24 protein-coding genes are annotated in these 25,171 nt (G+C 46.5%); 11 read left to right on the top strand and 13 right to left on the bottom strand.

Annotation, left to right across the window (positions count from 1 at the left end; translation table 11 throughout):
* The 3 genes from ABIE26_RS22920 to ABIE26_RS22910 are packed head-to-tail and all read left to right on the top strand — an operon-like array spanning nt 1 to nt 3,207.
* Nucleotides 1-1,029: a PorP/SprF family type IX secretion system membrane protein gene (locus tag ABIE26_RS22920; RefSeq protein ID WP_310145946.1), complete on the top strand. Its 1,029-nt coding sequence runs from the start codon at nt 1-3 to the stop codon at nt 1,027-1,029.
* Nucleotides 1,030-1,065: 36 nt separating this feature from the next.
* On the top strand, nt 1,066-1,722 hold the full coding sequence (locus tag ABIE26_RS22915; protein ID WP_310145947.1) for an MgtC/SapB family protein: 657 nt from the start codon (nt 1,066-1,068) through the stop codon (nt 1,720-1,722).
* Between the two features lie 57 nt (nt 1,723-1,779).
* Nucleotides 1,780-3,207 (top strand): L-serine ammonia-lyase, encoded by a 1,428-nt coding sequence (locus ABIE26_RS22910; protein WP_310145948.1) that lies wholly within the window; start codon nt 1,780-1,782, stop codon nt 3,205-3,207.
* 4 nt (nt 3,208-3,211) lie between these two features.
* On the opposite strand, the gene ABIE26_RS22905 is transcribed toward ABIE26_RS22910, so the two are convergent.
* From ABIE26_RS22905 to ABIE26_RS22880, 6 genes are read right to left on the bottom strand one after another with little or no spacing between them, the layout of a single operon-like run.
* Nucleotides 3,212-4,558 carry a DUF58 domain-containing protein gene (locus ABIE26_RS22905; RefSeq protein ID WP_310145949.1) on the bottom strand — a complete coding sequence of 449 codons (1,347 nt, stop codon included), beginning with the start codon at nt 4,556-4,558 and terminating at the stop codon, nt 3,212-3,214.
* Nucleotides 4,559-4,568: 10 nt separating this feature from the next.
* Nucleotides 4,569-5,546 (bottom strand): AAA family ATPase, encoded by a 978-nt coding sequence (locus tag ABIE26_RS22900; protein ID WP_310145950.1) that lies wholly within the window; start codon nt 5,544-5,546, stop codon nt 4,569-4,571.
* A 3-nt stretch (nt 5,547-5,549) separates the two neighbouring features.
* The gene (locus ABIE26_RS22895; protein ID WP_310145951.1) at nt 5,550-6,731 is read right to left on the bottom strand and encodes a DUF4350 domain-containing protein; all 1,182 of its coding nucleotides are present in this window, start codon (nt 6,729-6,731) and stop codon (nt 5,550-5,552) included.
* On the bottom strand, nt 6,728-7,453 hold the full coding sequence (locus ABIE26_RS22890) for a DUF4129 domain-containing protein (RefSeq protein ID WP_310145953.1): 726 nt from the start codon (nt 7,451-7,453) through the stop codon (nt 6,728-6,730). Before ABIE26_RS22890 ends, ABIE26_RS22895 begins: the two co-directional genes overlap by 4 nt.
* Nucleotide 7,454: 1 nt before the next feature.
* The gene (locus ABIE26_RS22885; protein ID WP_310145955.1) at nt 7,455-8,333 is read right to left on the bottom strand and encodes a hypothetical protein; all 879 of its coding nucleotides are present in this window, start codon (nt 8,331-8,333) and stop codon (nt 7,455-7,457) included.
* Nucleotides 8,334-8,335: 2 nt separating this feature from the next.
* Nucleotides 8,336-9,286 carry a stage II sporulation protein M gene (locus tag ABIE26_RS22880; protein WP_310145957.1) on the bottom strand — a complete coding sequence of 317 codons (951 nt, stop codon included), beginning with the start codon at nt 9,284-9,286 and terminating at the stop codon, nt 8,336-8,338.
* A 92-nt stretch (nt 9,287-9,378) separates the two neighbouring features.
* On the opposite strand from ABIE26_RS22880, the gene ABIE26_RS22875 reads away from it, so the two are divergent.
* Complete coding sequence (locus tag ABIE26_RS22875; RefSeq protein ID WP_310145959.1) at nt 9,379-10,122, top strand: RDD family protein; 744 nt, start codon at nt 9,379-9,381, stop codon at nt 10,120-10,122.
* Here the strand turns inward: ABIE26_RS22875 and ABIE26_RS22870 are convergent, their stop codons facing one another.
* The 5 genes from ABIE26_RS22870 to ABIE26_RS22850 all read right to left on the bottom strand — a co-directional run bounded on the left by ABIE26_RS22870 (nt 10,123) and on the right by ABIE26_RS22850 (nt 13,010).
* Complete coding sequence (locus tag ABIE26_RS22870; protein WP_354376257.1) at nt 10,123-10,743, bottom strand: SGNH/GDSL hydrolase family protein; 621 nt, start codon at nt 10,741-10,743, stop codon at nt 10,123-10,125.
* Between the two features lie 7 nt (nt 10,744-10,750).
* Nucleotides 10,751-11,083: a DUF2752 domain-containing protein gene (locus ABIE26_RS22865; protein ID WP_310145962.1), complete on the bottom strand. Its 333-nt coding sequence runs from the start codon at nt 11,081-11,083 to the stop codon at nt 10,751-10,753.
* A 9-nt stretch (nt 11,084-11,092) separates the two neighbouring features.
* Entirely contained in the window at nt 11,093-11,578 is a 486-nt protein-coding gene (locus tag ABIE26_RS22860) for a DUF5684 domain-containing protein (RefSeq protein ID WP_310145964.1), read from the bottom strand.
* A gap of 85 nt (nt 11,579-11,663) precedes the next feature.
* On the bottom strand, nt 11,664-12,359 hold the full coding sequence (gene lipB, locus ABIE26_RS22855; RefSeq protein ID WP_310145966.1) for a lipoyl(octanoyl) transferase LipB: 696 nt from the start codon (nt 12,357-12,359) through the stop codon (nt 11,664-11,666).
* A gap of 9 nt (nt 12,360-12,368) precedes the next feature.
* Nucleotides 12,369-13,010, bottom strand: coding sequence for a 4'-phosphopantetheinyl transferase family protein (locus ABIE26_RS22850; RefSeq protein ID WP_310145967.1), 642 nt, complete (start codon nt 13,008-13,010; stop codon nt 12,369-12,371).
* Nucleotides 13,011-13,157: 147 nt separating this feature from the next.
* Here ABIE26_RS22850 and dcd point away from each other — a divergent pair, with 147 nt between their 5' ends.
* The 4 genes from dcd (at nt 13,158) to ABIE26_RS22830 (ending at nt 18,130) form a co-directional block, all read left to right on the top strand.
* Entirely contained in the window at nt 13,158-13,694 is a 537-nt protein-coding gene (dcd, locus tag ABIE26_RS22845; RefSeq protein ID WP_310145968.1) for a dCTP deaminase, read from the top strand.
* A 78-nt stretch (nt 13,695-13,772) separates the two neighbouring features.
* On the top strand, nt 13,773-16,481 hold the full coding sequence (locus ABIE26_RS22840) for a carboxypeptidase-like regulatory domain-containing protein (RefSeq protein ID WP_310145969.1): 2,709 nt from the start codon (nt 13,773-13,775) through the stop codon (nt 16,479-16,481).
* 7 nt (nt 16,482-16,488) lie between these two features.
* Nucleotides 16,489-17,250: an enoyl-CoA hydratase/isomerase family protein gene (locus ABIE26_RS22835; RefSeq protein ID WP_310145970.1), complete on the top strand. Its 762-nt coding sequence runs from the start codon at nt 16,489-16,491 to the stop codon at nt 17,248-17,250.
* A 4-nt stretch (nt 17,251-17,254) separates the two neighbouring features.
* Entirely contained in the window at nt 17,255-18,130 is an 876-nt protein-coding gene (locus ABIE26_RS22830; protein ID WP_310145971.1) for an SDR family oxidoreductase, read from the top strand.
* A gap of 4 nt (nt 18,131-18,134) precedes the next feature.
* On the opposite strand, the gene ABIE26_RS22825 is transcribed toward ABIE26_RS22830, so the two are convergent.
* Nucleotides 18,135-19,181, bottom strand: coding sequence for a 3-oxoacyl-ACP synthase III family protein (locus ABIE26_RS22825; RefSeq protein WP_310145972.1), 1,047 nt, complete (start codon nt 19,179-19,181; stop codon nt 18,135-18,137).
* Nucleotides 19,182-19,258: 77 nt separating this feature from the next.
* On the opposite strand from ABIE26_RS22825, the gene ABIE26_RS22820 reads away from it, so the two are divergent.
* The gene (locus tag ABIE26_RS22820; RefSeq protein ID WP_121269676.1) at nt 19,259-19,540 is read left to right on the top strand and encodes an ATP-dependent Clp protease adaptor ClpS; all 282 of its coding nucleotides are present in this window, start codon (nt 19,259-19,261) and stop codon (nt 19,538-19,540) included.
* Here the strand turns inward: ABIE26_RS22820 and ABIE26_RS22815 are convergent.
* On the bottom strand, nt 19,537-20,142 hold the full coding sequence (locus ABIE26_RS22815) for a thioredoxin family protein (RefSeq protein WP_310145973.1): 606 nt from the start codon (nt 20,140-20,142) through the stop codon (nt 19,537-19,539). The genes ABIE26_RS22820 and ABIE26_RS22815 overlap by 4 nt on opposite strands.
* 95 nt (nt 20,143-20,237) lie before the next feature.
* On the opposite strand from ABIE26_RS22815, the gene ABIE26_RS22810 reads away from it, so the two are divergent.
* Both ABIE26_RS22810 and ABIE26_RS22805 read left to right on the top strand, forming a co-directional pair.
* Nucleotides 20,238-22,727 (top strand): TonB-dependent receptor domain-containing protein, encoded by a 2,490-nt coding sequence (locus ABIE26_RS22810; RefSeq protein ID WP_310145975.1) that lies wholly within the window; start codon nt 20,238-20,240, stop codon nt 22,725-22,727.
* 20 nt (nt 22,728-22,747) lie between these two features.
* Complete coding sequence (locus ABIE26_RS22805) at nt 22,748-25,165, top strand: outer membrane beta-barrel protein (RefSeq protein WP_310145976.1); 2,418 nt, start codon at nt 22,748-22,750, stop codon at nt 25,163-25,165.
* Nucleotides 25,166-25,171 lie beyond the last annotated feature (6 nt).

Genomic DNA, 25,171 nt, shown 5'->3' with positions numbered 1-25,171 from the left:
ATGAGGGGGAGATCAGTATACATAACGATGTTGTTAACGATGATGGCCTGCTTATCCGTAAAGGCACAGGACCATATTTATTCGCAATTCTTCAATTCGCCTATCTACCTCAACCCATCCCTGACGGGACAATTTGAAGGTGACATCAGGCTGAACCTCATTTACCGTAACCAGTGGACCAGCCTGAGCGGCGACCTGTCCTATATCACGGCATCTGCCGATCTGAACATCTCCAAATTTGCAGGGGGTGTAGGGCTGATGTTCACCCGCAGCAGTGAAGGGACCGCATTTCTGGTCAAAAACAACGCAGCCGCCACCTATTCCTACAGCGTTGGCGGTGATGGTTTTGTAGCCTCATTTGGCATCCAGGCTGGCTTTACCAATAGGCAGATCGATTGGAGCAAGCTGGTATTTTCCGATCAGATAGACCAGCGGCTGGGTTACATTCCCGGCAGTGTATCGGCAGCCCAGCCTCCCGACCAGGCCACTAAAATGTTTTTTGATGCTGCAGGGGGCACAAACATTGTGTTCCGGAACCTGATGGTAGGCGCAGCCGTCCACCACATCAACCAGCCCGACGAATCTTTTAGCGGTACGGTAGCCAAACTGCCCATGCGCATCACGGCAAATGCCAGTTATAAAATTCCGCTAAGTGCGTATTACGACTATAACCAGGACGATGGCGCTTACCTCATCCCATCTGTGGTCTATTACAAACAGGCCAGTTCCACATCTATGAGTGCCGGTGCCCAGTTCAAGTACAAAGGCCTGAACACTGGCATCTGGTACCGCAGCGCAGGTCAGGGCGGCCCCGATGCCATCGTGGTTTCGCTCATATTCGACCTCTTTAAAGGCAGCAGGAATGGCGAAAAGCTGCGCCTGGGCTTAAGCCATGATGCCACCACCTCAAAAATCAATTATACCAATACCAGCGGCACCACAGAGGCCAGCATCGGCTACGAAAAATACTTCCCCAACAGCTCTGGCTACAACAAATTCAATGGTCTGCGCTGCTACGATTTCTATTGACAGGAATCTTTGTTATATTAGATCATTTAATCAGCTATGGAGAACATTCTTGAGAGCAACCATTTCCTTACACAAAGTGAGGTCAACAAGTTTTTAATGGCCACCCTGCTCTGTGGCCTTATCGGTGCCGAAAGAGAGTTCCGGAGCAAACAGGCGGGCTTAAAAACCATGATCATGATTGGCCTGGGCTCTACCCTTTTTACAATTCTTTCCATTAAAATAGGCCTCAGCAGTCACGACCGTATTGCCTCAAACATTGTTACCGGAATTGGTTTCCTGGGCGCAGGGGTTATTTTTAAGGAAGACAACCAGGTAAAAGGCCTAACCACGGCCTGCGTCATCTGGATCGTTGCCGCTATAGGCATGGCCATTGGTTCCGGCTACTATGAGCAGGCTGTTGGTGTAACCCTGGTTGTTTTACTTGCGCTGCTTATTTTCCCTTTTCTGGAGGAAATGGCAGAACGCCGCTTTACCAAAAGGATATACCGCATCGTAAAAAGGTATGAAGGCGAAAGTCTCGACAGATACGAACAGGACATCAAAACCTCTAAGCTTAAACTTTCCAGAGGGAAACAGGAATTGGCCAACGGCATCATCAGTGGTACATGGATCGCCATTGGCAGTCCAAAGAACCATAAATCCTTTGTCGACCGTATGCTGCAGGATAAAAATATCATTGCTTTTGATTTTTAAATCGTATCCGCAGCATAACATATCAACAATATCAGCAAACTATAGTAGCTTTGTTTTATGCAAAGGGAACAGATCTCGGTATTCGATATTTTCAAGATAGGCATTGGCCCGTCAAGCTCGCACACATTAGGGCCATGGAGGGCCGCACAACAGTTTACCGCATCCTTAAAACAAAACGGATTGCTGGAACAGGTACGGCAAATAAAAATCCTGCTGTATGGCTCACTCGCAAAAACGGGTAAAGGGCATGGTACGGATGTGGCCATCTTACTGGGACTTACCGGTGCGGATCCGGTTACTTTTGATGTCAATGCCATCGATTCTACCATTGCATCTATTAAAGATGAACAGTTGCTGTCCCTTTCCGGCGAGCGGCCCATCACCTTTGATTATAATGAAGACCTCATTTTCCTTTTCTTTGAAAGCCTGCCTTTTCATCCCAATGCGGTAACGTTTCAAGCCTTTTTAGACTCTGGAAAAGCTTTTTCCGAAACCTATTATTCTATAGGTGGTGGTTTTGTAGTGAAAGAAGGAGAGAACGGAAGCGAAAAGGAACAGGTAGACCTGCCTTTTCCAGTGGATAAGGCAAGCGAGCTGCTCCACTGGTGTTTATCTACCGGCCTGAAAGTATCCGAAATTGTGATGGAGAACGAACTGGCCTGGCGTACTGAAGCAGAAACCAAAAAAGGCATTATGCAGCACTATACGGTAATGAAAGATTGCATTTACCGGGGCTGCCATACTTCGGGGTTCTTACCGGGGGGGCTGAATGTTGCCCGCAGGGCCTGGGCCTTAAACAAACGTTTGATGGGCAGCCAGGTGTATACCGACTATGCCAGCTGGGTAATGGCGATCAGGGAAGGCGGTAATGGTTTTAATTACACCTTAGACTGGGTAAGCTGTTTTGCCCTTGCCGTAAACGAAGAGAACGCCTCTTTCGGCAGGGTGGTAACTGCCCCTACCAATGGAGCTGCTGGTGTGATCCCGGCGGTACTGCAATATTACATCACATTTTGTGATGGCTTTAAAGACGAGAAGATCATGCAGTTTATCGCCTGCGCATCTGAGATTGGCAGTATCTTTAAAAAGGGGGCAACCATTTCTGCGGCAATGGGCGGCTGTCAGGCCGAGATCGGGGTATCATCCGCTATGGCAGCGGCAGCGCTGACAGAATGTTTGGGTGGCTCACAGCGCCAGGTTTTAATGGCGGCAGAGATTGCCATGGAACATCACCTGGGCCTCACCTGCGACCCTATAGGCGGCCTGGTGCAGATCCCCTGCATCGAAAGGAATACCATGGGTGCCATAAAAGCGATAACAGCAAGTCAGCTTGCCCTGCAAAGCAATCCTGACAAAGCCAAAGTGAGCCTGGATGCGGTAGTCAATACCATGTGGGAAACAGCACTCGATATGAACTCCAAATACAAGGAAACATCAGACGGGGGACTGGCAACCAATATCCCGATCAGTTTACCAGAGTGCTAGCTAGCTATATTTTTTGCTGGGCCTTTATGGCCAGATAGCGGTTCACCACATTTATAGTGAGCTGATCCGGAGGGGTAAGCATGCTCAGTATACCGTGTTTTGCCAGTTCCTTTACCATCAGCTTTTTCTCGTAAGCAAATTTAGCCGCTATGGTCTGGATATAAATATCTTCCACATTCCCGACAGGCTTTTCTGTTAAGGCCCGCAGTTCGGTATTTTCAAAAAATACGATCAGCAACAGGTGGAACCGCGCGATGCGCTTTAAAAAAGGAAGCTGCCTGTTCAGGGCCGACATGCTTTCAAAATTGGTAAAAAACACCACCAGGCTGCGCTGTTTTAAGGTTGCCCTCACGCTGCTATACAAAGCCTCCATGTTCAGTTCCAGGTACCTTGTCTTTTCTTTGTACAGCACCTCCATTATTTTACCCAACTGGGCAGGACGTCTGTCGGCAGGTACAACACTTGCCGTTTGTTCCGCCACAGTAATCAAACCGGCCTTATCTTCCTTCACCAGGGCTACGTTCGACAGGATGAGGCTGGCATTAATGGCATAATCCAGTAAGCTCAATCCCTCAAAAGGCATTTTCATCGTTCTGGATTTGTCAATAACGCAGTATACATGCTGTGCCTTTTCATCGGTAAAGGAGTTTACCATCAGATCGCCCTTACGTGCCGTCGCTTTCCAGTTAACCGTCCTGTAATCATCGCCCTGCACATAATTTCTTACCTGGTCAAACTCCATGCTGTGCCCCAGGCGCCTTATCTTTTTAATGCCGATTTCATTCAGCCTGTTGGAAATGGCCATCAATTCGTATTTCCGCAGCTGCAGGAAAGATGGGTACACAGGGACCATGGCTTCCTCCCCAAAATTAAACCGCCGGCTAACCAGTCCAAGTGGCGACTGGACATACAGTCTTATCTTTCCAAAAAGATACTCTCCCCTTTTTACAGGCCTTAAGGTGTAGGTAATGGTTTTGTGCATCCCTGCTTTCAGGCTGCTTTTGAACCAAAGGTCCCGCTTTTGAAACTGAAAGGGGATTTCATCTATGATGCCAATCCTTACGGCAAAAGAATAGAAATTCTCTACATAGATGTACAGTTCATTGTCGTCTCCGTTGCTTAAACGTTCCGGCAGGTCGCGACGCACAAAAACACCCCGCTTTGTACGGTACAACAGCAGCAGGTCCAGCAGTACCAGCAATACAAATACGCAGAAACAGATATAGGGCAGGTCGGCCAGCCATGGCAAAAAGAAAGAGAACAGGAATAAAGTCACGCACAGGCCGGTTGCGACAAAAAATCTCTTGCCCAAAAACAGGTCGGTGTAATATTTTCTGATCAGGTGTTTCAATCTGCCGGGTTTATCTTGGAACCTCTATTTTCTGGATGATCTGTGCAACCACGTCGCTGGCGGTAAGCCCTTCCATTTCTTTATCCGGTGTCAGCATAATCCGGTGTGCCAGCACTGGCGCAGCAACCTTAACAATGTCTTCGGGTGTCACAAAATCACGCCCTTGCATGGCAGCAATGGCTTTGGCACTGTTTACCATGGCCAGCGATGCCCGGGGCGAGGCGCCCAGGTAAAGCGATTTGTTGTTCCTGGTTTCGTGTACAATCTTTGCTACGTATTCAATCAGCTTTGGTTCTACATGCAGCCCTTTTATTATCGCCCTGCAGGCCCTGATCTGTTCAATGCTTAAAACCGCTTTTACTTCCTTTAGTTCGTCATCCAGTTTTTGCTGGTGCTGGTTTAACAGGATGGCTGTTTCTTCTTCCAGACTTGGATATTTCACTTCAATTTTAAACAGAAAGCGGTCCAGCTGTGCTTCTGGCAACCGGTATGTGCCTTCCTGCTCTATAGGGTTTTGGGTAGCCAATACCATAAAAGGCTCCTCCATCTGGTAGGTATGCCCGTCAACCGTAACCTGCCGCTCTTCCATTACTTCAAACAAGGCCGACTGTGTTTTGGCTGGGGCGCGGTTAATTTCATCTACCAGGATGATGTGCCCAAAGATGGGACCTTTCCGGTACTCAAAGGTGGCAGACCTTGGGTCGAATACCGAGGTGCCCAGCACATCTGAAGGCATCAGGTCGGGTGTAAACTGGATACGTGAAAATGAAGCATCAATGCTCCTGGCAACCAGCTTGGCGCTTAGGGTTTTGGCCACTCCAGGTACGCCTTCCAGCAGCACATGGCCATCCGCAAGTAAGCCTGCAATTAAAAAATCTATCGTATCTTTCTGACCTACAATGATCTTGCCCAGCGTTTGCCTGACCTGCTCTACTGCAGTATTCAGCTGTGTAAGGTCCGTTCTTTGGTTAAACATTTCCGCTTCCATAATTTATTGGGCTTGTTTATAAAATTTCTCTATTGTTTTATTGAGGGCGATGAGTTGTTCATCGCTTATAAATGCAGCTTTGTCCAGACCGTTCATCAGCTTAAACAACTGTTGCACCAGCTCCTGCTCCACACCAGACTTAAGTACAACCACCGCTAAAAGTTCATCATCCAGCTGCGTGGTCTTTACATGGTAGGCCGACCGGAGGTGTTCCAGGAAATAACTGATCTTTTTCCTGGCAATGTCGCCGTTGTCCCTTTGCTGGTAATATACTTTACCTACTACCTTAACAAAATCTACCGAGGTATTTTTTAAGGGTTCAATAACAGGGATGATCCGCTGCCGGCGCTTCATTTCGAAAAGCACAAATACCAGCAAACCGGCCAGCGCCAGGTAATAGGCCCAGCGAAGCGGGGCATGTTTCAGGAACACGCGAAGCACAGATGCCTCTTCGGCGTTGCCTTTGGCATTGTTCTCATCAAAGATGATCGTTTTGGCAGGCGGGAGGTGCGACAAAAGTTTAGAGGCATAATCCAGCCCATCTTTGTTCAGCAAGCTGTAATTGCAAAGCAATTGCGGGTTGGGCAGGATATACAGGGCACCTTTACCAAAAGGATATTTTACAAAGGTAACATCGCCCTTGCTGTTTCTGCCCAGTGCCAGCGCCCTGCCTGTATCCAGTTTGCTGAAATACTGGTCGCTCAGGCCCCGTTCAAACACATAACCCCGGGCAGTTCTTGCCTCCGGGTTTACAAAATTGATGGGTGTCCCTTTTTTATTCGGCGGGTTGAACACAGAATTGAGTTGAATGTTCAGGGTGTCCTGTAAAAAATCACTCAGTTGAAAAGCAGCAATCAATACATGATTACCGTTGTTCATGTATTTAATAAGCTCCTTGAAGTCATACTCATCCATTTTGACATCCCCGTTAATGAGCAGGTAGTTGCTGTTTTCAAAAGACTTGTCCTTCAGCGTATTGTATACCGGAAGCCGGGTTGTTTTCACTGTCGCCTCCGGAAATATAGCCGTCAATTCCTGGTAAAGGATAAAAAGACCAAAGGGAATCTTATCTTCCTTTAAATAGGTAGGGGTCCAGTCTGTGGGCTTGGGTTTGTAATATTGCGCAATCAGATACACCAGGGTAACCAGTGCAGTTCCTATAAGATATAACCTCAGCCCCTTCATCCCGCTGCAAGGTTAAACCGTTCAAAATTATCCTTAACTTCAATGAAGTGTTCCCGGTCGATAAAAAATTCACCGTACCAGATGTATTCAAACTGAGTGGTCAGTGCAGTGAATGACGTTTTTTTATCGGGATCAGTCAGCTCGCTGATGTAGGTCTGATTGGTTTTTTCGGGCTGCCAGTCGATCAGCGCCTTGTCGTTTAACAACTTCAGGGACTTCAGGTAGAACAATCGTACGGCAAGCCGGTAATTGGCTGCAGCAACTGCCTTATCTATTTCCTCATTAAAATTGATCTCATGAATGTTATCGGGCGATTCGCTGTAAGGAACATCAACAGCCTTAGCTTTTCCGGCAAAGATCTTTAAGTCGAGCCCCGAAAATTTGACCACGATAAAAACAATCAGTCCTGCTGCCAGCAGCATAACCAGGTATTTCAGAATCCCTCCGGAGTATTCATTGCTTACCACTCCATCAAACAGGCTCCAGAACCATTTCCAGAACCTGTCCCAGTAACTCAGGTCGATACGCTCGGCCTCCTCATATAGGAATTCTTTTTCTGTCTTGTACTGCTGTATTTTCTGCTGGTTAAAATTGCGAAGTTCCAGCTTTGTGCTGTCATTTTTTATCAGCACGCTTTTGCCTGCAGCCAAGGCCGGTGCAGCCGCAGGGAAACATACGGCAGAGGTACATAACAATATCAACAGAGCGAGCGCTTTATACATATCAATACTCCTCTTCTAAGCCGCTCAGCTGATCTTTCTCTTGCCCCAGCTGGTTAATGCGGTCCATCAGGCCTGTACTTTCCTGCCGCTCAGCAAGGTTAAAATAACAAAGGGTGCATCCGATTACCGGGATCATCATAAATACATAACACAGGTGCTGCACTATAGTGCCTATAACGATCATTACCTTGCTCCATTCACTGGATATTGGCATAAAGGTTCCTGCCATGGTTAAAAATACAGCTGGTAAGGAAGCAAAAGACATACTGGCATAGGCAATCATCCAGATCACAAATATAGTACCCGCCGTAACCCACCACTGGTCTTTCAACAATTTAAAGGAACGGCTGAAGGAATAGCTAAAGCTTCCGTTCTCCATTACCATTACAGCAGAAAACAGAGACATGGCCGGAAAAATATAAACGCCGGGTAAAATACAGAACAGAAAAGCAACCATCACAAAAATGCTGACAAACAGACCACTGAAAAAGACCCGCACAAAATAGTATTTAAAGTATCCCCATACTTCCTCAGGGGAAGGGGCCGTACGCTGTTTTTCGATGTACAATACGATGAAACTGAGTATCGAAACGTTAATAGCTGTGTAGGTAAACAGCGTAAATACGATAACCATAAAATAACTGAGGGTAAAAATTTCCGATGGCCGGGCAAACTTAAAAGGATTGCCGGTATCTTTGGCCATGCCCTGCAGGCCCAGCTGCTGTATCACCGAAGCAATGATACCGGCAACAATAAAAAAGCCGCAGAAATACACAAACACCTTTAGCAGGGCTTTAAAATTTTGTTTTATAAACAAAACCGTGTCACTAATGACCTCTCCAAACTCCCTCAATTTCTTAAATTCAATTTTTTCTGACATGTTTAGCTGATTTGATTGCGTTTATAAAGTTTGGCGGGGTAGACAATCACATACCAGATGATAAATGCCAGCGATCCCCCTAAAATACTGATGCTAAGCCACAAAGGCATATGGGTATAACGGGTAATAAAACCCTCAAAAAATGCGGCAACAATAAAGATAGGTACCAGGCCAAGGGCAATCTTTGTCCCATCTTTTGCACTATTCTTAAATGCCTGAAAGCGCGTGTAGGTTTTAGGGAACAGCAGGCCATGCCCAAGTACCAGCCCGGCGGCTCCAGCAATAATGATTGCCGAAATTTCCAGTGTTCCGTGAATCCAGATCACCAGGATGGACTCAGCTCCCAGCCCCCTGCTAAAAAAATAATATTCAAACGAGCCCAGCATAATCCCGTTCCGTAACAGCATAAAAACTGGTCCCACACTCAAAAAGATGCCACTCAAAAAAGTAAGCAGCGAAACATAGACGTTATTGATGGCAATCATAAAAAACATCTCCACGGGCCCCTGTCGTTTGTAGACCCCAAAGGGATCGCCTTTGGCAATGTTCTCGTTGGTCATATTCACATAACCATCACCCAGAATGAGCCTTACGAAGGTATCGTCATACTTTGCAGAAAGTACCCCCATAGCACCCGAGATGAGGAAAAATAAAAAAGCATACAGCAATTGCCGCCGGTAGGTGTAAAACAACTCCGGCAGTTCAAACTTCCAGAAGGTGATGAACCGGCTGGTGTCCTCCTTCTTATTTTTATAAATGGATTGATGCAAGCCCGCAGCCAATCCGTTCAGGTAGGCTGTAGTTCTGGATTTTGGATAAAAGGTTTTGGCGTAGGCCAGATCGTTGGTGATGTCAATGAAACGCTCGGCCAGTTCATCGGGGTTCGTTGTTTGCAACTGCTCATAGGACTTCCACTTCCCTGAATTTTGTTTGACAAACAGCGCCTCTCTCATAGATTTTGGTAGAATGTAATTTTCTGTTAAAATAACCACAAAAAACAATTTTACAAGAATAAATTGAACATCAGTATTATATTTGAACAAGTATGGAAACAATAAAGGTAAATACCAGTCAGCACATAGATATCGACTATCCTGTTGCAGGCTTAGGCGAGCGTATAGCAGCAAGGTTAATAGATATGGCCGTATTTCTGGGTTTATACCTGATTTTTGTTTTCCTTGTTGTGCTCACGGGACTTTCTGGGGCGCTCGACAGATCACCCTATTTTTTCTACATACTGATTGGCCTGTATGCTGCCGGTTTCGTTTTTTATAACCTCATTTGCGAGATCCTGATGAATGGACAGTGCGTAGGTAAGCGCCTGCTGAAAATCAAAGTGATCAGTCTGAATGGTGGTCAGGCCAGTATAGGGCAGTATTTTATCCGCTGGCTGTTCCGGCTGGTCGATTTCTGGTTAACCGCCCAGCTGGGTGCCCTGATCTCTGTGGCGGTATCCGAGAACAAACAAAGAATTGGTGATATGGTGGCCGGAACCACGGTGATTAAAACTGTTCCGCGTACAAATATTAACCATATCGCTTTTCACCCGGTTGAAGAAACCTACAATCCGGTCTTTACCAGTGCCAGCCTGCTGAGCGACCGGGACATAGAGCTCATTCACGAAGTGATTGCCACCTATTATAAAACCTATAACCCTGATCTTATCTATGCCACAGCAACAAAAGTGGCCAGCATCTTAGCGGTTAACAGGCCCGAAGGCATGAACGAAATGGAGTTTTTAAAAACAGTAGTGAAAGATTACAACCACCAGACTTCACTGGCGCAATAGTTACTTTAATATCTTCAGTACAGCGGGCAATAAATTATTTACCCAATCCGAATACATTTTTTCGGAAGGGTGTAAGCCATCTTCTGCCACCAGTTCAGGATCAGCAACCGCAGCTCTTGAAGCTGGAGTAATATCCGTATAACTGACCCCGGCAAGTAATGTCTCTTCTTTGTTTACAGCGTTAAATGCGTCTATATCCGAAGCAATCGCATCTTGGCCGCGGCCGCTGGCTGCACCAAATGGTGTTGCGCCCCAGTCAGGTATCGACACCACAAACACCCGTGTTTTGTCCCCTCCGGCAAAATCAAGCGCAGTTTGCAGTAATGCAGCAAATTCCTGGCGGTAAACCGTGATGGATTCTCCCCGATATTGGTTGTTCACCCCTATCAACAGGGTAACCAAATCAAATTTTCTGGCCAGGGCTGCAGTTTTTATGGCCGCCTGAAGTTCACTGCTGGTCCAGCCCGTAGTCGCAATGATGTGCGGTTCAGCAACAACGATCTGCTCGGCCTTTAATTGCGCGGCAAGCTGGTAAGGAAAACTGCCTGCTGCCGGAACGGCCTCTCCAATGGTATAGGAATCGCCAAGGGCCAGGTAACTGATGGTATGGTCATTTATCATTTTATGCTCAATGCTGATGCGGGGCAAATATCTTAAATAAATAGCTTCCGATGATAATTGTTCCGGTAATAAGGTATAAAGTTTTAACAAGTTTATCGTTATTTCTGCCGGTCAGGTACCGTGCGGAGAGCACCACAGCAAAAGTGATCAGCAGCGGAATGGTAGGCGGGTATAAATGAAAGCTCTCCTGCAAATCTCCCTTTAACAAAGCAAAGAAAGAACGCTGAAAGCCGCAGCCCGGGCAGTCGAAGCCGGTAAGTGCCTTAAACGGGCAGGGCAGAAAAAAATTATCCGCCTGATCTAAAAAAGAAGACCAGGCGGATAACAAGTATGTTTCCAATACCAACAATTATGCGTTAGGGGTTGTCGGCGGCTGGTTAAAAGGATCGTTTGTGTTGTTAAACGGATTATTTACGCCAAATGGGCTATTTCCGCCTGCAAATCCGGCTTGTGCTTCTGCAGCTGAAGGACCGAGATATTTTGCATCACCAAAACCCAGCATAGGATAAAATACAATAGGCAGTAAAATAAGGCCCACAGTATACCCTTCGGTTTTGCCAAAGCTCTTGCTCAACAGGTTTGTCAACCAGATTCCAAATACGATGTTTACGCAAGGGATCAATAACCATAATATCCAGATTGTTGGTTTGCCCACGATCTCGATAAGCACAATTAAGTTGTAAATCGGAATAATTGCCGCCCATCCTGGTTTACCGGCTTTTACAAAGATTTTCCATAATCCTGCATATACCAAAACCAATATGGCAAGATAAAAAATGATAATTCCAGCTCCAATGCCGGCTCCGGCTGCTGAGTACTCTGAGTTGTAATCCATAGTTTGTTTTTTTAAAGTAGTTTTTCTATAAAGATAAGCTTTGTTCTAAAAAATCAAAACTATGAACTTCATGTTTTTTCAACACCTAAAACAGTTCCATTTTAAACAGGCTGGCAATGTGGTCCTTTAGTTTGGCCTTAACCACATCCATATCAGGCGCATACCCCAGCTCGCGTTGCATGGAAGTTACGTCTTTATCATCAATTCCACAGGGCACAATATTTTTAAAATAGTCAAGATCGGTATTCACATTAAATGCAAAACCATGCATGGTTACCCAGCGACTGCACCTTACGCCCATGGCACAAATTTTACGGGCCTTATCGTTATCTGCATCCAGCCATACCCCTGTATAGCCTTCATAACGGCCTGCAGCAATACCAAAATCGGCCAGTGTTAAAATCACAGCCTCCTCCAATTTGCGCAGATAAAGGTGTATGTCAGTAAAAAAATTGTCCAGATCGAGGATGGGATAGCCTACAATTTGTCCGGGGCCATGATAGGTAATGTCTCCGCCACGGTTGATCTTATAATAAGTCGCCTTCTTCTCCAGCAACCCCCGCTCATCCAGCAGCAGGTTTTCAGGATGACCGCTTTTACCAAGGGTATACACGTGTGAGTGTTCACAAAAAACCAGGTAGTTAGGCGTTTCCAGCTGCGTATTGTTGGTTCGGTTTTGTGTTTTTAAAGCCACCGTACCCTCAAAAATAGCCTCCTGCTTTTGCCAGGCATCCTGGTAATCGGTAAGTCCCCAATCTATAAATTCTACTTTTTTGTTCATTCCCAAAAATTAAGCTACCACATAGCCCAGCATGTAGTCATCACCCATTTTAAAATAATGCACACACAGGTTGGCTGTGCCCTCGGGCAGATCTACCAGGGCGTTCAGACTCCCCTCTGCCTTTAATTTAAATGGCTGAATGTGCATATCCTGTTTAAATTCAAGTCCCTTCCTGCCATTCCATTTATAGATCGCTTCTTTGGCACACCAGCAAACATATAAACCGTTGATGTTATCCCCGATCTGCTTTTGGGCGAGCTCAATATCTGACAGGAACTTATGCCTGATGCTTTTTATTTTATGCTTGATCAGCTCAATGTCCACACCAACCTTTTTGGTCTTGCCAATAATTACAGCGGCATAGTCATAGGAATGGCTCAGTGAAATGTGATAATCCAGATCAGGCAGATACGGCTTACCATGTTCGTCCATCCTGCAATCAATATATTCGTCGGTATTCAGCATCGTTCTCAGCAGCACACGCGTACTTAGCCAGTGCAGCAAACGTTTGCCATTATTTAAGGACGAGATGATATCCAGTTCATGCTGTTTTAGCTGTAAAGCCGAAAGCAGCTGTTCCTCTGTTTCTTCGATTTTCCACACGGCAAGTATGGTCTCCTCGTCAATATTTTTATTAAAAACTACAGGCATCTCTATTTTAGAAAACAATGCAAAAGTATCTTAAATTAATCATAATTTCGTCCAAATACCAGAAACCTGCAAACTTAAAGTTATAAAAAAGAATAATCCGGTTTTTGCAGGCTTCCTGACCTTTAAACAACAAATATTCATTTAGAAATGATCCTGTCCGACAAACGAATTCTTGAAGAAATAGATAAAGGCACCATTATCATTGAACCATTTAAGCCCGAATGCCTGGGTACCAACTCCTATGATGTTCACCTGGGTAAATATCTTGCCACCTATAAAGACAGGGTACTGGATGCCAAAGCGCATAATAAAGTAGAGCATTTTGAGATTCCTAAAGAAGGTTATGTCCTTCAACCGGGCACCCTGTACCTGGGGGTTACCCTCGAATATACCGAAACCCATGTTCATATTCCTTTCCTGGAAGGAAAATCGAGTACTGGCAGGCTTGGAATCGACATCCACGCAACGGCAGGTAAGGGTGATGTGGGTTTCTGCAATACCTGGACCCTCGAGATTTCATGTGCCCAGCCCGTACGCGTATATGCAGGTATGCCCATTGGCCAGCTCATCTATTTTGTTGTTGAAGGCAACATAGGTACCCTCTACAATACTAAAAGCAACGCCAAATACAACAACAAAACCACCAAGCCTGTCGAAAGCATGATGTGGAAGAATAAATTCTGACAATTCTTCCCGCTTATTTAATTCGCATAATTAGCCTCAATATTTGTATATTGAGGCTTTGTTAATTATGCTCACACTATGAAACTTAAATTCGTCGTTCCTGCCCTGCTCATACTTGGCATTTGCTTTTCTTTTGTCGCCAAACTGACAGATCCGCCTTTTGATGAACTGCTGAAAAGGCTGCAGGATTACAACAAAAAATACCCTCAGGAAAAGGTACACCTGCACCTCGACAAGCCTTATTACGCCATAGGCGATGACATCTGGTTTAAAGCCTATGTAATCAATACCGAAAACGGAGCGCCCTCAAACATCAGCCAGGCCTTATATGTAGAACTGATCAATGAAAAGGATTCTATAAAAACACAACTGAAGCAACCCCTGAGCGGAGGAATTACCTGGGGCGATTTCAAACTTCCTGATACCTTGTCAGAAGGCAATTACCGCATCCGGGCCTATACCCAATGGATGAGAAATGCAGGTACGGAGTTCTTTTTCGATAAAACCATAAAAATAGGGAACTCCTGGGCTAACCGGGTCTTCACCCATACAGAATACAGCTACAGCAAGGAAAACACCGCCGAAAAGGTGACGGCAAAAATTAAATTTGCAGATAAAAATGGACTTCCTTATTCCGATAGCGAAGTAAACTACGAGTTGCAGCTCAACTTCAGGAACCTGGCCAAGGGTAAAGCAACCACCAATGCCGAAGGTGAAATCACCATCAGCTACCTGAATACCCAACCTGCCTTGTATAAATCAGGCAAAATTATAGCAACCATAAATTTGCCAGACAAGCAGAAAGCAATTAAGAATATCCCTCTAAAAGCCACTTCAAATGCTGTCGATGTGCAGTTTTTCCCTGAAGGTGGTAACCTGGTAGAAAGCCTGCCGAATAAAATAGCATTAAAGGCCGTTAATTCCGGTGGTCTGGGCGAAGATGTAACAGGGGTTATTGTCGACAACGAAGGCACTGAAGTAAACCGTTTTGAAACGACGCACCTGGGCATGGGCAATTTTGTAGTGAACCCGCAGCCGGGAAAAGTCTACTCCGCAAAAGTGAAATTTAAAGACGGATCGGAACAAACGGTTGCCCTCCCAAAAGTATTGCCGAGCGGCTACGTTTTATCTGTAAACAGCAGCAGTCCTGAAAAGATTGTAGTTAAAATATTGATGTCGGCCGACCTGATCGGTGCCAGTGAACTCAAACTGGTGGCCCAGAACAGCGGAAATGTTTATTTTGTAACCAAGGCCACATCCCAGAAACAGATTGTTACGGCAAGTATCCCTAAAAAGGACCTGCCGTCGGGTATCGTACAGTTTACCCTGTTCAATGCAGCAAACAACCCTGTTGCAGAGCGACTGGCCTTCGTAAACAATACCGAAGACCGCATCAATGCCAGTGTGGAAAAACTTAACCCCAGTTACAGCAAAAGAGGAAAAGTAGACATTAGTCTGCTTACGCAGTTTGCCCAAAAACCGATACAGGGCAGTTTTTCTATTGCAGTAACCAATACCGCTTCGGTTAAGCCCGATCCGGAAAACGAGACCAATATCCTGACCAGCCTGTTGCTCCGCTCAGATCTGGTAGGTTATATCGAAAAGCCGAACTATTATTTCCTCAATAACGATGAGAAGACCGTTCAGGCACTCGACAACCTGCTGATGACCCAGGGCTGGCGCCGGATCCTCTGGAAAAACATCATCAACAACATCCCGCCGAATGTCCGTTATCAGCCCGAAAGATCACTGGCCATCAGTGGCACCATAACCTCTTACGGGGGGAAACCACTGCCCAACAGCAAAGTTTCCCTGTTCTCATCTTCGGGAGGCTTTTTTGCCATTGATACGCTAACCGATGCCCAGGGCCGCTTTAACTTCGACAACCTTATTTTTAACGACAGCACCAAATTTATTGTACAGGGCCGTACGGCCAAAAACAAAAAGAGCGTCGACATTAAGCTGGATATTGTTCCTGGCCAAATCGTTACCAAAAATACAAACACCGGCGATATTGAAGTGAATGTTAATGAAGCTTTGCAGGCATACCTGAAACGCAGCAACAATTATTTCGATGAACTGACCAAAAGAGGATTGCTCGAACGAAGCCTCATGCTCAATGAGGTTAAGATCGTAGAGAAAAGAAACGATGCCAAAAATTCCTCAAACTTAAACGGGGCCGGCCGGGCCGATTTCATAGTTACAGCCGAGATGCTGCAAAACTGCGTTACACTCTCTCAATGCCTGCAGGGCCGCGTAGCGGGACTGATTATCGAAAATGGTATTCCTTACCTTACCAGGAACATGTTCAGCAGTCTTAGCGGCAAGGTGCCTATGCAGATCGTTCTGGATGGCATGCATGTGGAAGCAGATTTTCTGGATAACATTATGCCAAATGATGTAGAAAGTATCGAAGTTTTAAAGTCAGTCGGTAACACGGCCATATATGGTTCACGTGGCGGGGGCGGTGTACTCATCATCACTACAAAAAGAGGGGGCGGTTTTACCGGCTCTAGCTTTGCTCCGGGCATCATTACCTATGCCCCTAAAGGCTACCATGCCATCAGAGAATTCTACTCTCCTAAATATGAGGCTGGAACAACAGACAGCCGGCCAGACCTCCGCAGCACCGTTTACTGGAACCCGCATGTGGTAACAGATAAAGAAGGAAAAGCGGCAATTAATTATTTCAATACAGACGAAGCCGGCAGCTACCGCGTTGTTATTGAAGGAATAGATGTGATGGGCCACCTGGCCAGAACGGTTTATACCTATGAAGTAAAATAAAATCTGAATGAATACCATAAAAGTCACGATAAAAGATCATTTAAGCATCATTACGCTCGACAGGGGCAAGTCCAATGCCATGAACCGGGAAATGATTACCGAATTGAACGATATGCTGAACAACATCTCGGCCGATCCCAATATTGCAGGAGTCATCATCACCGGTAAAGCGCATTTTTTCTCGGCGGGACTGGACCTGATAGAACTTTATAACTATTCTGAAGCGGAAGCAGAATCTTTCTGGCACCTGTTCCTGAATTTCAGCGCCAACATCACGGCCTTTAAAAAACCGCTTGTGGCCGCCATTAATGGTCATAGTCCGGCCGGGGGCTGCGTAATTGCCCTAGCCTGCGACTACAGGATCATGGCCGAAGGAAAATACATTATTGGCCTGAATGAAGTTCCGGTAGGCATCATCGTACCCAACAGCATTTTTAGCCTGTATGCTTTCTGGCTGGGCCAGGCCAATGCTACCCGCAGCCTGCTGGAAGGGAAACTTTTTAGTCCGGATGAGGCCCTGCAGATCGGCCTGATAGATGAACTGGCCAATCCGGCCAGCATTTTAACTGCCGCCGAACGTAAGATCAGGAAATATATGGCCATGGAGCGCAACACCTGGGAACAGAGTAAACTCAACATCCGGCAGAACCTCATTGCCGCAACCAGCGCCGATCAGAGCGCTGCACTTAAAGTCATGCTCAAACAGTGGTGGTCGCCTGCCACCAGGAGTATCCTGAAAACCATTATCGATAACCTTCAAAAAAAATAAGCGTATGTTTAATCAGCCCATGTTAAGAGACGATGCCTTAAAAGGCAAAACCATAGTGGTTACCGGCGGAGGTACCGGTTTGGGTAAGGCCATGGGTACTTATTTTCTAAAATTGGGCGCTAACCTGGTGATCACCAGCCGCAAACTTGACGTGCTGCAGCAAACCGCTTCCGAAATGGAAAAGGAAACGGGAGGCAAGGTACTGGCACTGGCCTGTGACGTGCGCGACTATGCGCAGGTAGAAGCCATGCTTCACGAAAGCCTTAAAACCTTCGGAAAAGTAGATGGCCTGCTCAACAATGCAGCGGGCAACTTCATTTCGCCTACAGAAAGGCTATCTGCAAATGCTTTTTCCAGCATTATTGATATTGTATTAAAAGGTTCTGTAAACTGTACCCTGGCCTTTGGCAAACACTGGATCAAAGAAAAACAGCCGGCAAGCGTGTTAAACATCGTGACCACCTATGCTTTTACCGGTTCGGCCTATGTTGTACCCTCGGCTTGTGCCAAAGGAGGTGTACTGGCCATGACCCGCTCACTGGCGGTAGAATGGGGCAAATATGGCATCCGTACCAATGCCATCGCACCGGGTCCCTTCCCCACAAAAGGTGCCTGGGAACGCCTGCTGCCCGGCGATCTGGCAGAAAAGTTCGACTTTAAAAACAGGGTACCCCTGAAGCGTGTAGGCGACCATCAGGAGCTGGCCAACCTGGCGGCATTCCTGATCAGCGATTTTGCAGGTTATATCAATGGAGAGGTCATCAGCATAGACGGAGGTGAATGGCTGCAGGGCGCAGGGCAATTCAACGGATTGGAAGCCATCCCCAACGAGATGTGGGACGCTTTTGAGGAGATGACCCGCTCGGCCAAAGGCAGCTAAGCCGCTACCACCTGATCAGGGCGCTGGCCCAGGTAAAGCCCGAGCCAAAAGCAGCCAGGCAAACCAGATCGCCTTCCTTGATCTTTCCTGCTTCCCAGGCTTCGCAAAGCGCAATGGGAACTGAAGCAGCGGTGGTATTACCGTATTTCTGGATGTTGTTGAACACCTGGTCATCACCAAGGCCGAGCAATTGCTGCACATACTGGCTGATGCGTAAATTGGCCTGGTGCGGCACCAGCATGTCGATATCTGCTGCTGTCAGGTTATTGGCACTTAAGGCCTCATTGATCACCTCGGGAAATTTCACTACGGCCTTTTTAAATACCGCAGGCCCATCCATATAAGGCAATGCGGCCCCGCTTTCCAGCTGCTCTGTAGTTAAAAACAAGCCACCAAGTTCCTGATCCGGGTAACCAGGCTTATCTTTAAGCCATTTATTGGCATGCGCACCCGGGTAAAACATCGCCAGAATCTCCGCGTCAGCTCCATCACTATGCAAATGGGTGCTCAGAATCCCCTGTCCTTCTTTCTGCGTGGGTTGCAGTACCACCGCACCAGCACCATCACCAAATATGACAGATACATTGCGGCTGCGCGTTTCAAAATCCATGGCAAATGAATGTTTCTCGCTGCCTACCACCAGAATATTTTTGTACATGCCGGTCTTGATGAACTGATCGGCAACAGAAAGCGCATAAACAAAACCTGAACACTGGTTGCGGATGTCCAGCGCGCCCACTTCTTTCATGCCCATTTCGCGTTGCAGCAACACCCCGCATCCCGGAAAATAGTAATCAGGGCTCAGTGTAGCAAAAATAATGAAGTCGACATCCTGAGCGGTAATGCCCGCCCGCTGTATGGCTATTTTTGCAGCCTCAATGCCCATGGTAGTGGTAGTCTCTTCCAATCTATCTGCAAATCTGCGTTCTTTAATCCCGGTACGCTCCTGTATCCACTCGTCGCTGGTTTCCATGAAACGCGACAGGTCCTTATTGGTATAAACATTTTTTGGGACATAGTAACCTATTCCGGCAATCTTTGAACGCTGCATAACACTTGGCTTTATTAATTTTAAGCAAAAATAACTTTAACTGCAACATTATTTTGAAATAAGCTTATTTTTGTAAGATGTCAACAGAAACAAAAGAAGAAACATTCACATTAGAAGAAATCCTGACTTCCCTGAAAACTGTTCATCGCTTAATCCTCTGGAATGATGATGTGAATACTTTTGACCATGTGATCCATTGCATGATGAAATACCTGGACTACTCCGAACACCAGGCCGAAAAAATAGCCTGGGAAGTGCACAACAAAGGGAAATGTGCCGTTCTGGAAGGCTCTTTTACAGAAATGGAAGTTTACCGCAAAATCTTACAGCAGGAAGGCTTAACCGTTACTGTCGATTAAACCTGCTTTAATCCCGCAAATAGCAATGCAAGCTCTCCCTGAGTGCCCGCTGTTTTGTCTTTGGCATACCAGCCATGCAGTTTTTCCGCCAGTGCCATAATATCTGTTTCTTCCTTCTTCCACTCCGTCAGCAGCTCCTGGATCTCCTTCGGCCGGGGTCCCCACTTGGCCAGTACATTTCCGGTTTCATCCAGCACCAATAGTACCGGTATGGCCCTGCCCCCCTTGGTCAGGTGCGCATCTATCAAGGGCAGGTTCATGTCCCTCAATACAAACCTGAGCTTAAACTTTTCAGGGAAAGTACTGGCAATCTTATCAAACACAGGCACAATCTGCGCTGCATCGCCACACCATCCTTCGGATATCACCAGCAAACGGTAAGTTCCCTGCAGGGAAGTCAATGCATTTAAAAGGTCCTCTTTCAAGGCTACGGTCTTGTCTACCCGGCTCATGCGGTGCACATTCATTTTGGTATAATGCAGCATGGCTTCCGAGTGGTCGGGCCCCGTAGTTTTATGCTGTGCTAAAAGCTCGTCAATTAAATTCCTGTAAGCGGTGTAGCTTAAACCTTCTTCGCTAAAAATGCTGTTGTAATCGATCATATTTTCCAATTAACCTGTAATAAAATAGTTACGCCCGGGTTTTTAAACTTCCTAGTCGTTTATTTGTCCAACTAAACACACACAAAACCACCTTAATGACCAACTATTTCTACAAAGTTCTGATTTTAACGCTTGCCATTTGTACTTCCACTGTAAAACTTAATGCACAAACTGAAAACGGCAAAATAACCGCAAAGGTTGTGGATGCCCAAACCAATGAAACCATTCCCTTTGCTTCAGCAATGATCCTCAACAGGAAAACAAAGGCGGTAGTCAAAGGGATGCAGACCGATGCCAACGGGAACCTGCTGATGACTGCCCTTCCTAAAGGGGTCTTTACCTTTAAAATAAGTTATGTAGGCTACCAGACCATGGTCAGGGATTCTGTATCTATTTCCGATGCGCAGCAAGAGGTCAATCTTGGAACGATCAAAATGAAACCCGCCAAAGGCACCGCATTAAAAGAAGTGGCCATCACTGCTCAAAAAAGCACCATGCAATTGGGTATCGATAAAAAAGTATTCTCGGTAGACCAAAGCCTGGTGAGCGAAGGCGGATCTGCTTCTGATCTGCTGCAGAACGTACCCTCTGTACAGGCAGATATGGATGGCAATGTAAGCCTCAGGGGCTCCACAGGCGTTAAGGTCCTGATCGATGGAAAGCCCTCCATGATTGCCGGGGGTAATGTAGCCCAGATCCTGCAATCCATCCCGGCCAGTTCCATTGAAAGTGTTGAGCTGATTACAAACCCATCGGCAAAGTACGATGCGGAAGGGCAATCAGGCATCATCAATATTGTATTAAAGAAAAACAAAAAACTAGGCCTGAACGGTTCACTTGCACTTACCGCAGGTAACCGCGACAACTACAACGCCAACACCAGCCTTAGTTTTCAAAACAGCAAGGTAAATATTTATGGTAACTACAGCTACCGCTACGGAAACCGTTTGGGCGGTGGCTACAGCAATATCACTTACCTGAACCCTACATTCCCGACCGCATTTGCCAATCAGAACACAGATTCCAAATCGATGGACAAGGGCCATAACTTTAAAGCGGGACTGGATTATTACCTGGCCGAAAAAAGCATCCTTAGCTTTACAGGGGGCTTCAACATCAGGGACAATGAAAGGAGCGAGCTGCTGAGTATCGACAAGCTGAACCCTTCGAAAAACCCACTTGAACGCAGCCGGAGGGACAACTCCAACGACGGTTCGGGCGGCAGTTACGACCTGAGCCTGGATTTTGTACAGAAATTTAAAAAACCAAAAGAAGAACTGACCTTTAACTTCAGCTTTTCTGATGGTACCAACGACAACTACCAGAATTACCTTACCGATGTATATTATGCCAACGGCGCGGAAGTAAATACCCTCCCGGTGATACAGATCAACGATGGCAAAGGGACCAACAGGAGTTATAACGCTCAGGCCGACTATACCCTTCCTATAGGAACTGCAGGAAAAATTGAAGCCGGTTACCGCAGCCAGATCCGTTATGCAGAGAACAATATGTTCTCCACAAACTTTAACCACCTGAGCGGGGAATACGACATCAATTTTGCACTCACCAATGAGTTTAACAGCAAAGACCAGGTACATGCACTCTATATCAACTACCAGAACCAGGTAAAGAATTTTGGATACCAGGTAGGTTTAAGGGCCGAAGATGCTACACTGGATACCCGTTTGGGCATGTATGATAAAACCGGCGGATTAAGTTATGTTCCGGGAAAGGTAGACTATACCCGGCTTTACCCAAGCATTTTCCTTACCCAGAAATTCAAAGCCGAGCAACAGCTGCAGCTGAGTTACAGCAGACGTGTAAACAGGCCCCGGGGCTGGGATACCAATCCCTTTCTGGATGTATCCGACCCACTGATCTGGCGCCAGGGTAACCCTAACCTGCGACCGGAGGACGTACATGCCTACGAGCTGAGTTACAGCAAATACTGGAAAAAGATCACCTTCATCTCCACAGCCTATATGCGCCAGACCAATGACGTCATCCAGCGCATCAGAACAGAAGCTGATGAAAATGGTGTTACCATTGTTACCCCGCAGAACTTAACACGCGAACTCTCCAGCGGGCTGGAACTTATCGGCCGTTTTGATGTCGCAAAAGCCTGGAACTTTACCACCAACGTCAATCTTTACCAGCGCAAAATCAATGGTGTGCCTGCTTATGGCATTGTCGACAATTCAGGCTTCAGCTGGAATGCCAACCTCACCAATAATTTTGTGCTCCCTTACAACATTACCCTGCAAATCAAAGGCGATTACCGCTCAAGGGAGGTTATGGCACAAGGGAAAAGAAATTCCAACTATGTAGTCGATGCCGGGGCGAAATACGATTTCAAAAACAAAAAGTCATCCCTTAGTTTCAATATCAGGGATGTGTTCAATACCAGGAACTGGAGCATGACCTCAGGTGCAGCCAACGCCATTACCGATTTCAGACGTAACATGCAGGGCACCATGGCCAGTTTAACTTATGCTTACCGATTTGGTAAAAATGATTTTAACTTTAAAAAGAATAAGAAATCTGATCAGCAGGAAATGCGCTCAGACGAAGAATCCTTTTAACACAAGAACCAGACATTGCATTGAAAAACTACGCCATATTGATATTCAGCCTGCTCCTGCTTAGCGCGGGCGCTATGCAGGCGCATACCCTGGCCGACAAAGGCAGCATCACCGGTAAGGTAATTGAAGAAGTAGGTGCGCTGCCCATCCCATCGGCTGTAGTAGCGGTTTATGAGCTCAATGCTGAACGCCCTTTTCAAACTACGGCAACTGATGAGAACGGGGTCTTTAAATTTAATGCCCTTAAATATGGCACCTATAAGGTTAAGGTCAGCTTTGTCGGCTTTGCAAGTCTTACCATCAACGAGGTTATCCTTACAGAAAAGGACTTTGAACGCAACCTGGGTACGCTTAAGCTGGGCAGCGACCAGAATAACCTGAGCGAAGTTACCATTACCGCCGAAAAACCGGTCATAGAATTTGCGGCCGATAAGATCACGTATAATGTCGACAAGTCTATACTGGCCGAAGGAAGTACCGCTACCGACATCCTCAAAAATGTGCCCATGGTACAGGTAGATATCGATGGCAATGCCACCATATCCGGAAAGCGTTCTACCCGGATCTTCATAGATGGAAAGCCCTCCGATTACATGACCTCCAACATTGCCGACCTCCTGAATGTCCTGCCCTCAGATGCCATAGAAAAGATAGAAGTCATGACCAACCCGCCGGCCAGGTATTCGGGCGACGGAGAAGGGGTCATCAATATTGTGATGAAAAAAGGCTTTGCCATAGGGTTTAATGGCAATGCAGGGATAACGGCCGGGCTCCAGGGCAACACCAATATGAATACCAACGCCTCTTACCGCAGTAAAAACTATTCTTTAACGGGCGGGGCGGCCTACCGCAGCAATATCGGCAAAAGCACCTCCCATTCCTACCGGGAGAATTTTGATCTCCTGAAGGATACCACCTTTTACTATGATAATTACGCCAGCAACAGAAGCAACAGCAATGGCGGCAACTTCAGGGCAGGGCTCGACTGGGACATTAGCTCACAGCAAAACCTGCGCGTTACCTCCAACTTCAATACCAATAACAGCAGCAGCAGGGCAGGCACTGATTTTAATTTCCTGAATGAAGATTTTGCCTTAAAACGTGTACGTAACCAGATTAGTACAGCGGATGGCAGCAGTCACAATTTTGTTTTTAATGCCGACTATAGCATCAAAGGCACCGAAAGTGGTGATAAGCTAAGTATCGGTTTAACCTACAATACCAATAACAACGATAATTTGCGGATACAGGACCAGAAGTATTCCTTACCGGTTACCGGAAAACCCTCCCTTCGGGAAAATACCAATGGAACAGGCAACGACGGATTAACCTTCAATATCGATTACGACCGGCCTGTTTTCAAAAAAAGGGACCAGTTGGAAGCAGGGCTCATGTACAACTACCGAAGAAACAACAACGATCAGCTGGTGCGCGATTTCGACTTCGTTACCCAGCAATATGTCATTTCCGAAAAACTGAGCAACGAGTTCCGCTATAATGAACGGATCTTTGCCGGCTATACCTCTTACAACTACCGGGGCAAAAGCATCGGTGTAAAAGCCGGTGTAAGAGCAGAACTTACCGATGTGGATTTTGACCTTTCCACCGGGAGCAATTACAACGTTAAACCTTACCTCAGCCTGTTCCCCAATATCTCCATCAACCATTTTTTCAAAAAAAGATACAATATCGGCGCTACCTATAGCGTCCGCATCAACCGTCCACGTGAGATCGCCTTAAATCCTCAGATCAACGACAACGATACCCTGAACATTTCCTATGGTAATCCGGGCCTGGTGCCTGCCTATACCCACCAGATGGACATCAGCTTTGGTGCCTTTGGTGAGCAATGGTCATTCACACCACGCCTGTCTTATTCAACCAGCAGCGGGGTAATTGAACGTTACCGTGCTGTTACCGTAACAGACGGGGTAGCCAAATCGGAAACCAGCTATTACAATGTCGGCGCTAACGATATCTTCGGACTGATCCTGATCGGTAATTACCGGCCAAATAAAAAGCTATCTACCAATGCCAACCTTACGCTCACGCAAAGTAATTACCGGTCTTCCCTCAATTCGGCGCTGAACAGAAAGGGACTGAGCATCCGCAGTGCCCTGGGCTTATCCATGCAGTTACCCCTTAAAACGGCTTTCGAGGCCAATGTCAATTACGCCAATAACGTAAATGCACAGGGCAGGGCCAAAGGGTCGGTAACCAGCAGCCTGGCGGCCCGAAAGGTATTCTTTAAAAACAGGCTCAATGCCCGTATCAGTGTAAGCGATCCCTTTGGCAGGCGCAACAACAGCCTGTTTAGCGAGGGCGTTAATTTCCGCCTGCAAAGCTATTCGACAAGCAATACCAGCAATGTTACACTGAGCCTCAGCTACCGCTTCACCAAAATAAAAAAAGTTCCGCCTCCACCTAAGCCGAATTAGCGGGGC

This window comes from Pedobacter africanus (genome assembly GCF_040548825.1).
Taxonomy (GTDB): Bacteria; Bacteroidota; Bacteroidia; order Sphingobacteriales; family Sphingobacteriaceae; genus Pedobacter; species Pedobacter africanus_A.
Note: the sequence above shows the minus strand (reverse complement) of the source record. Positions and strands in the feature narration are given on the sequence as shown.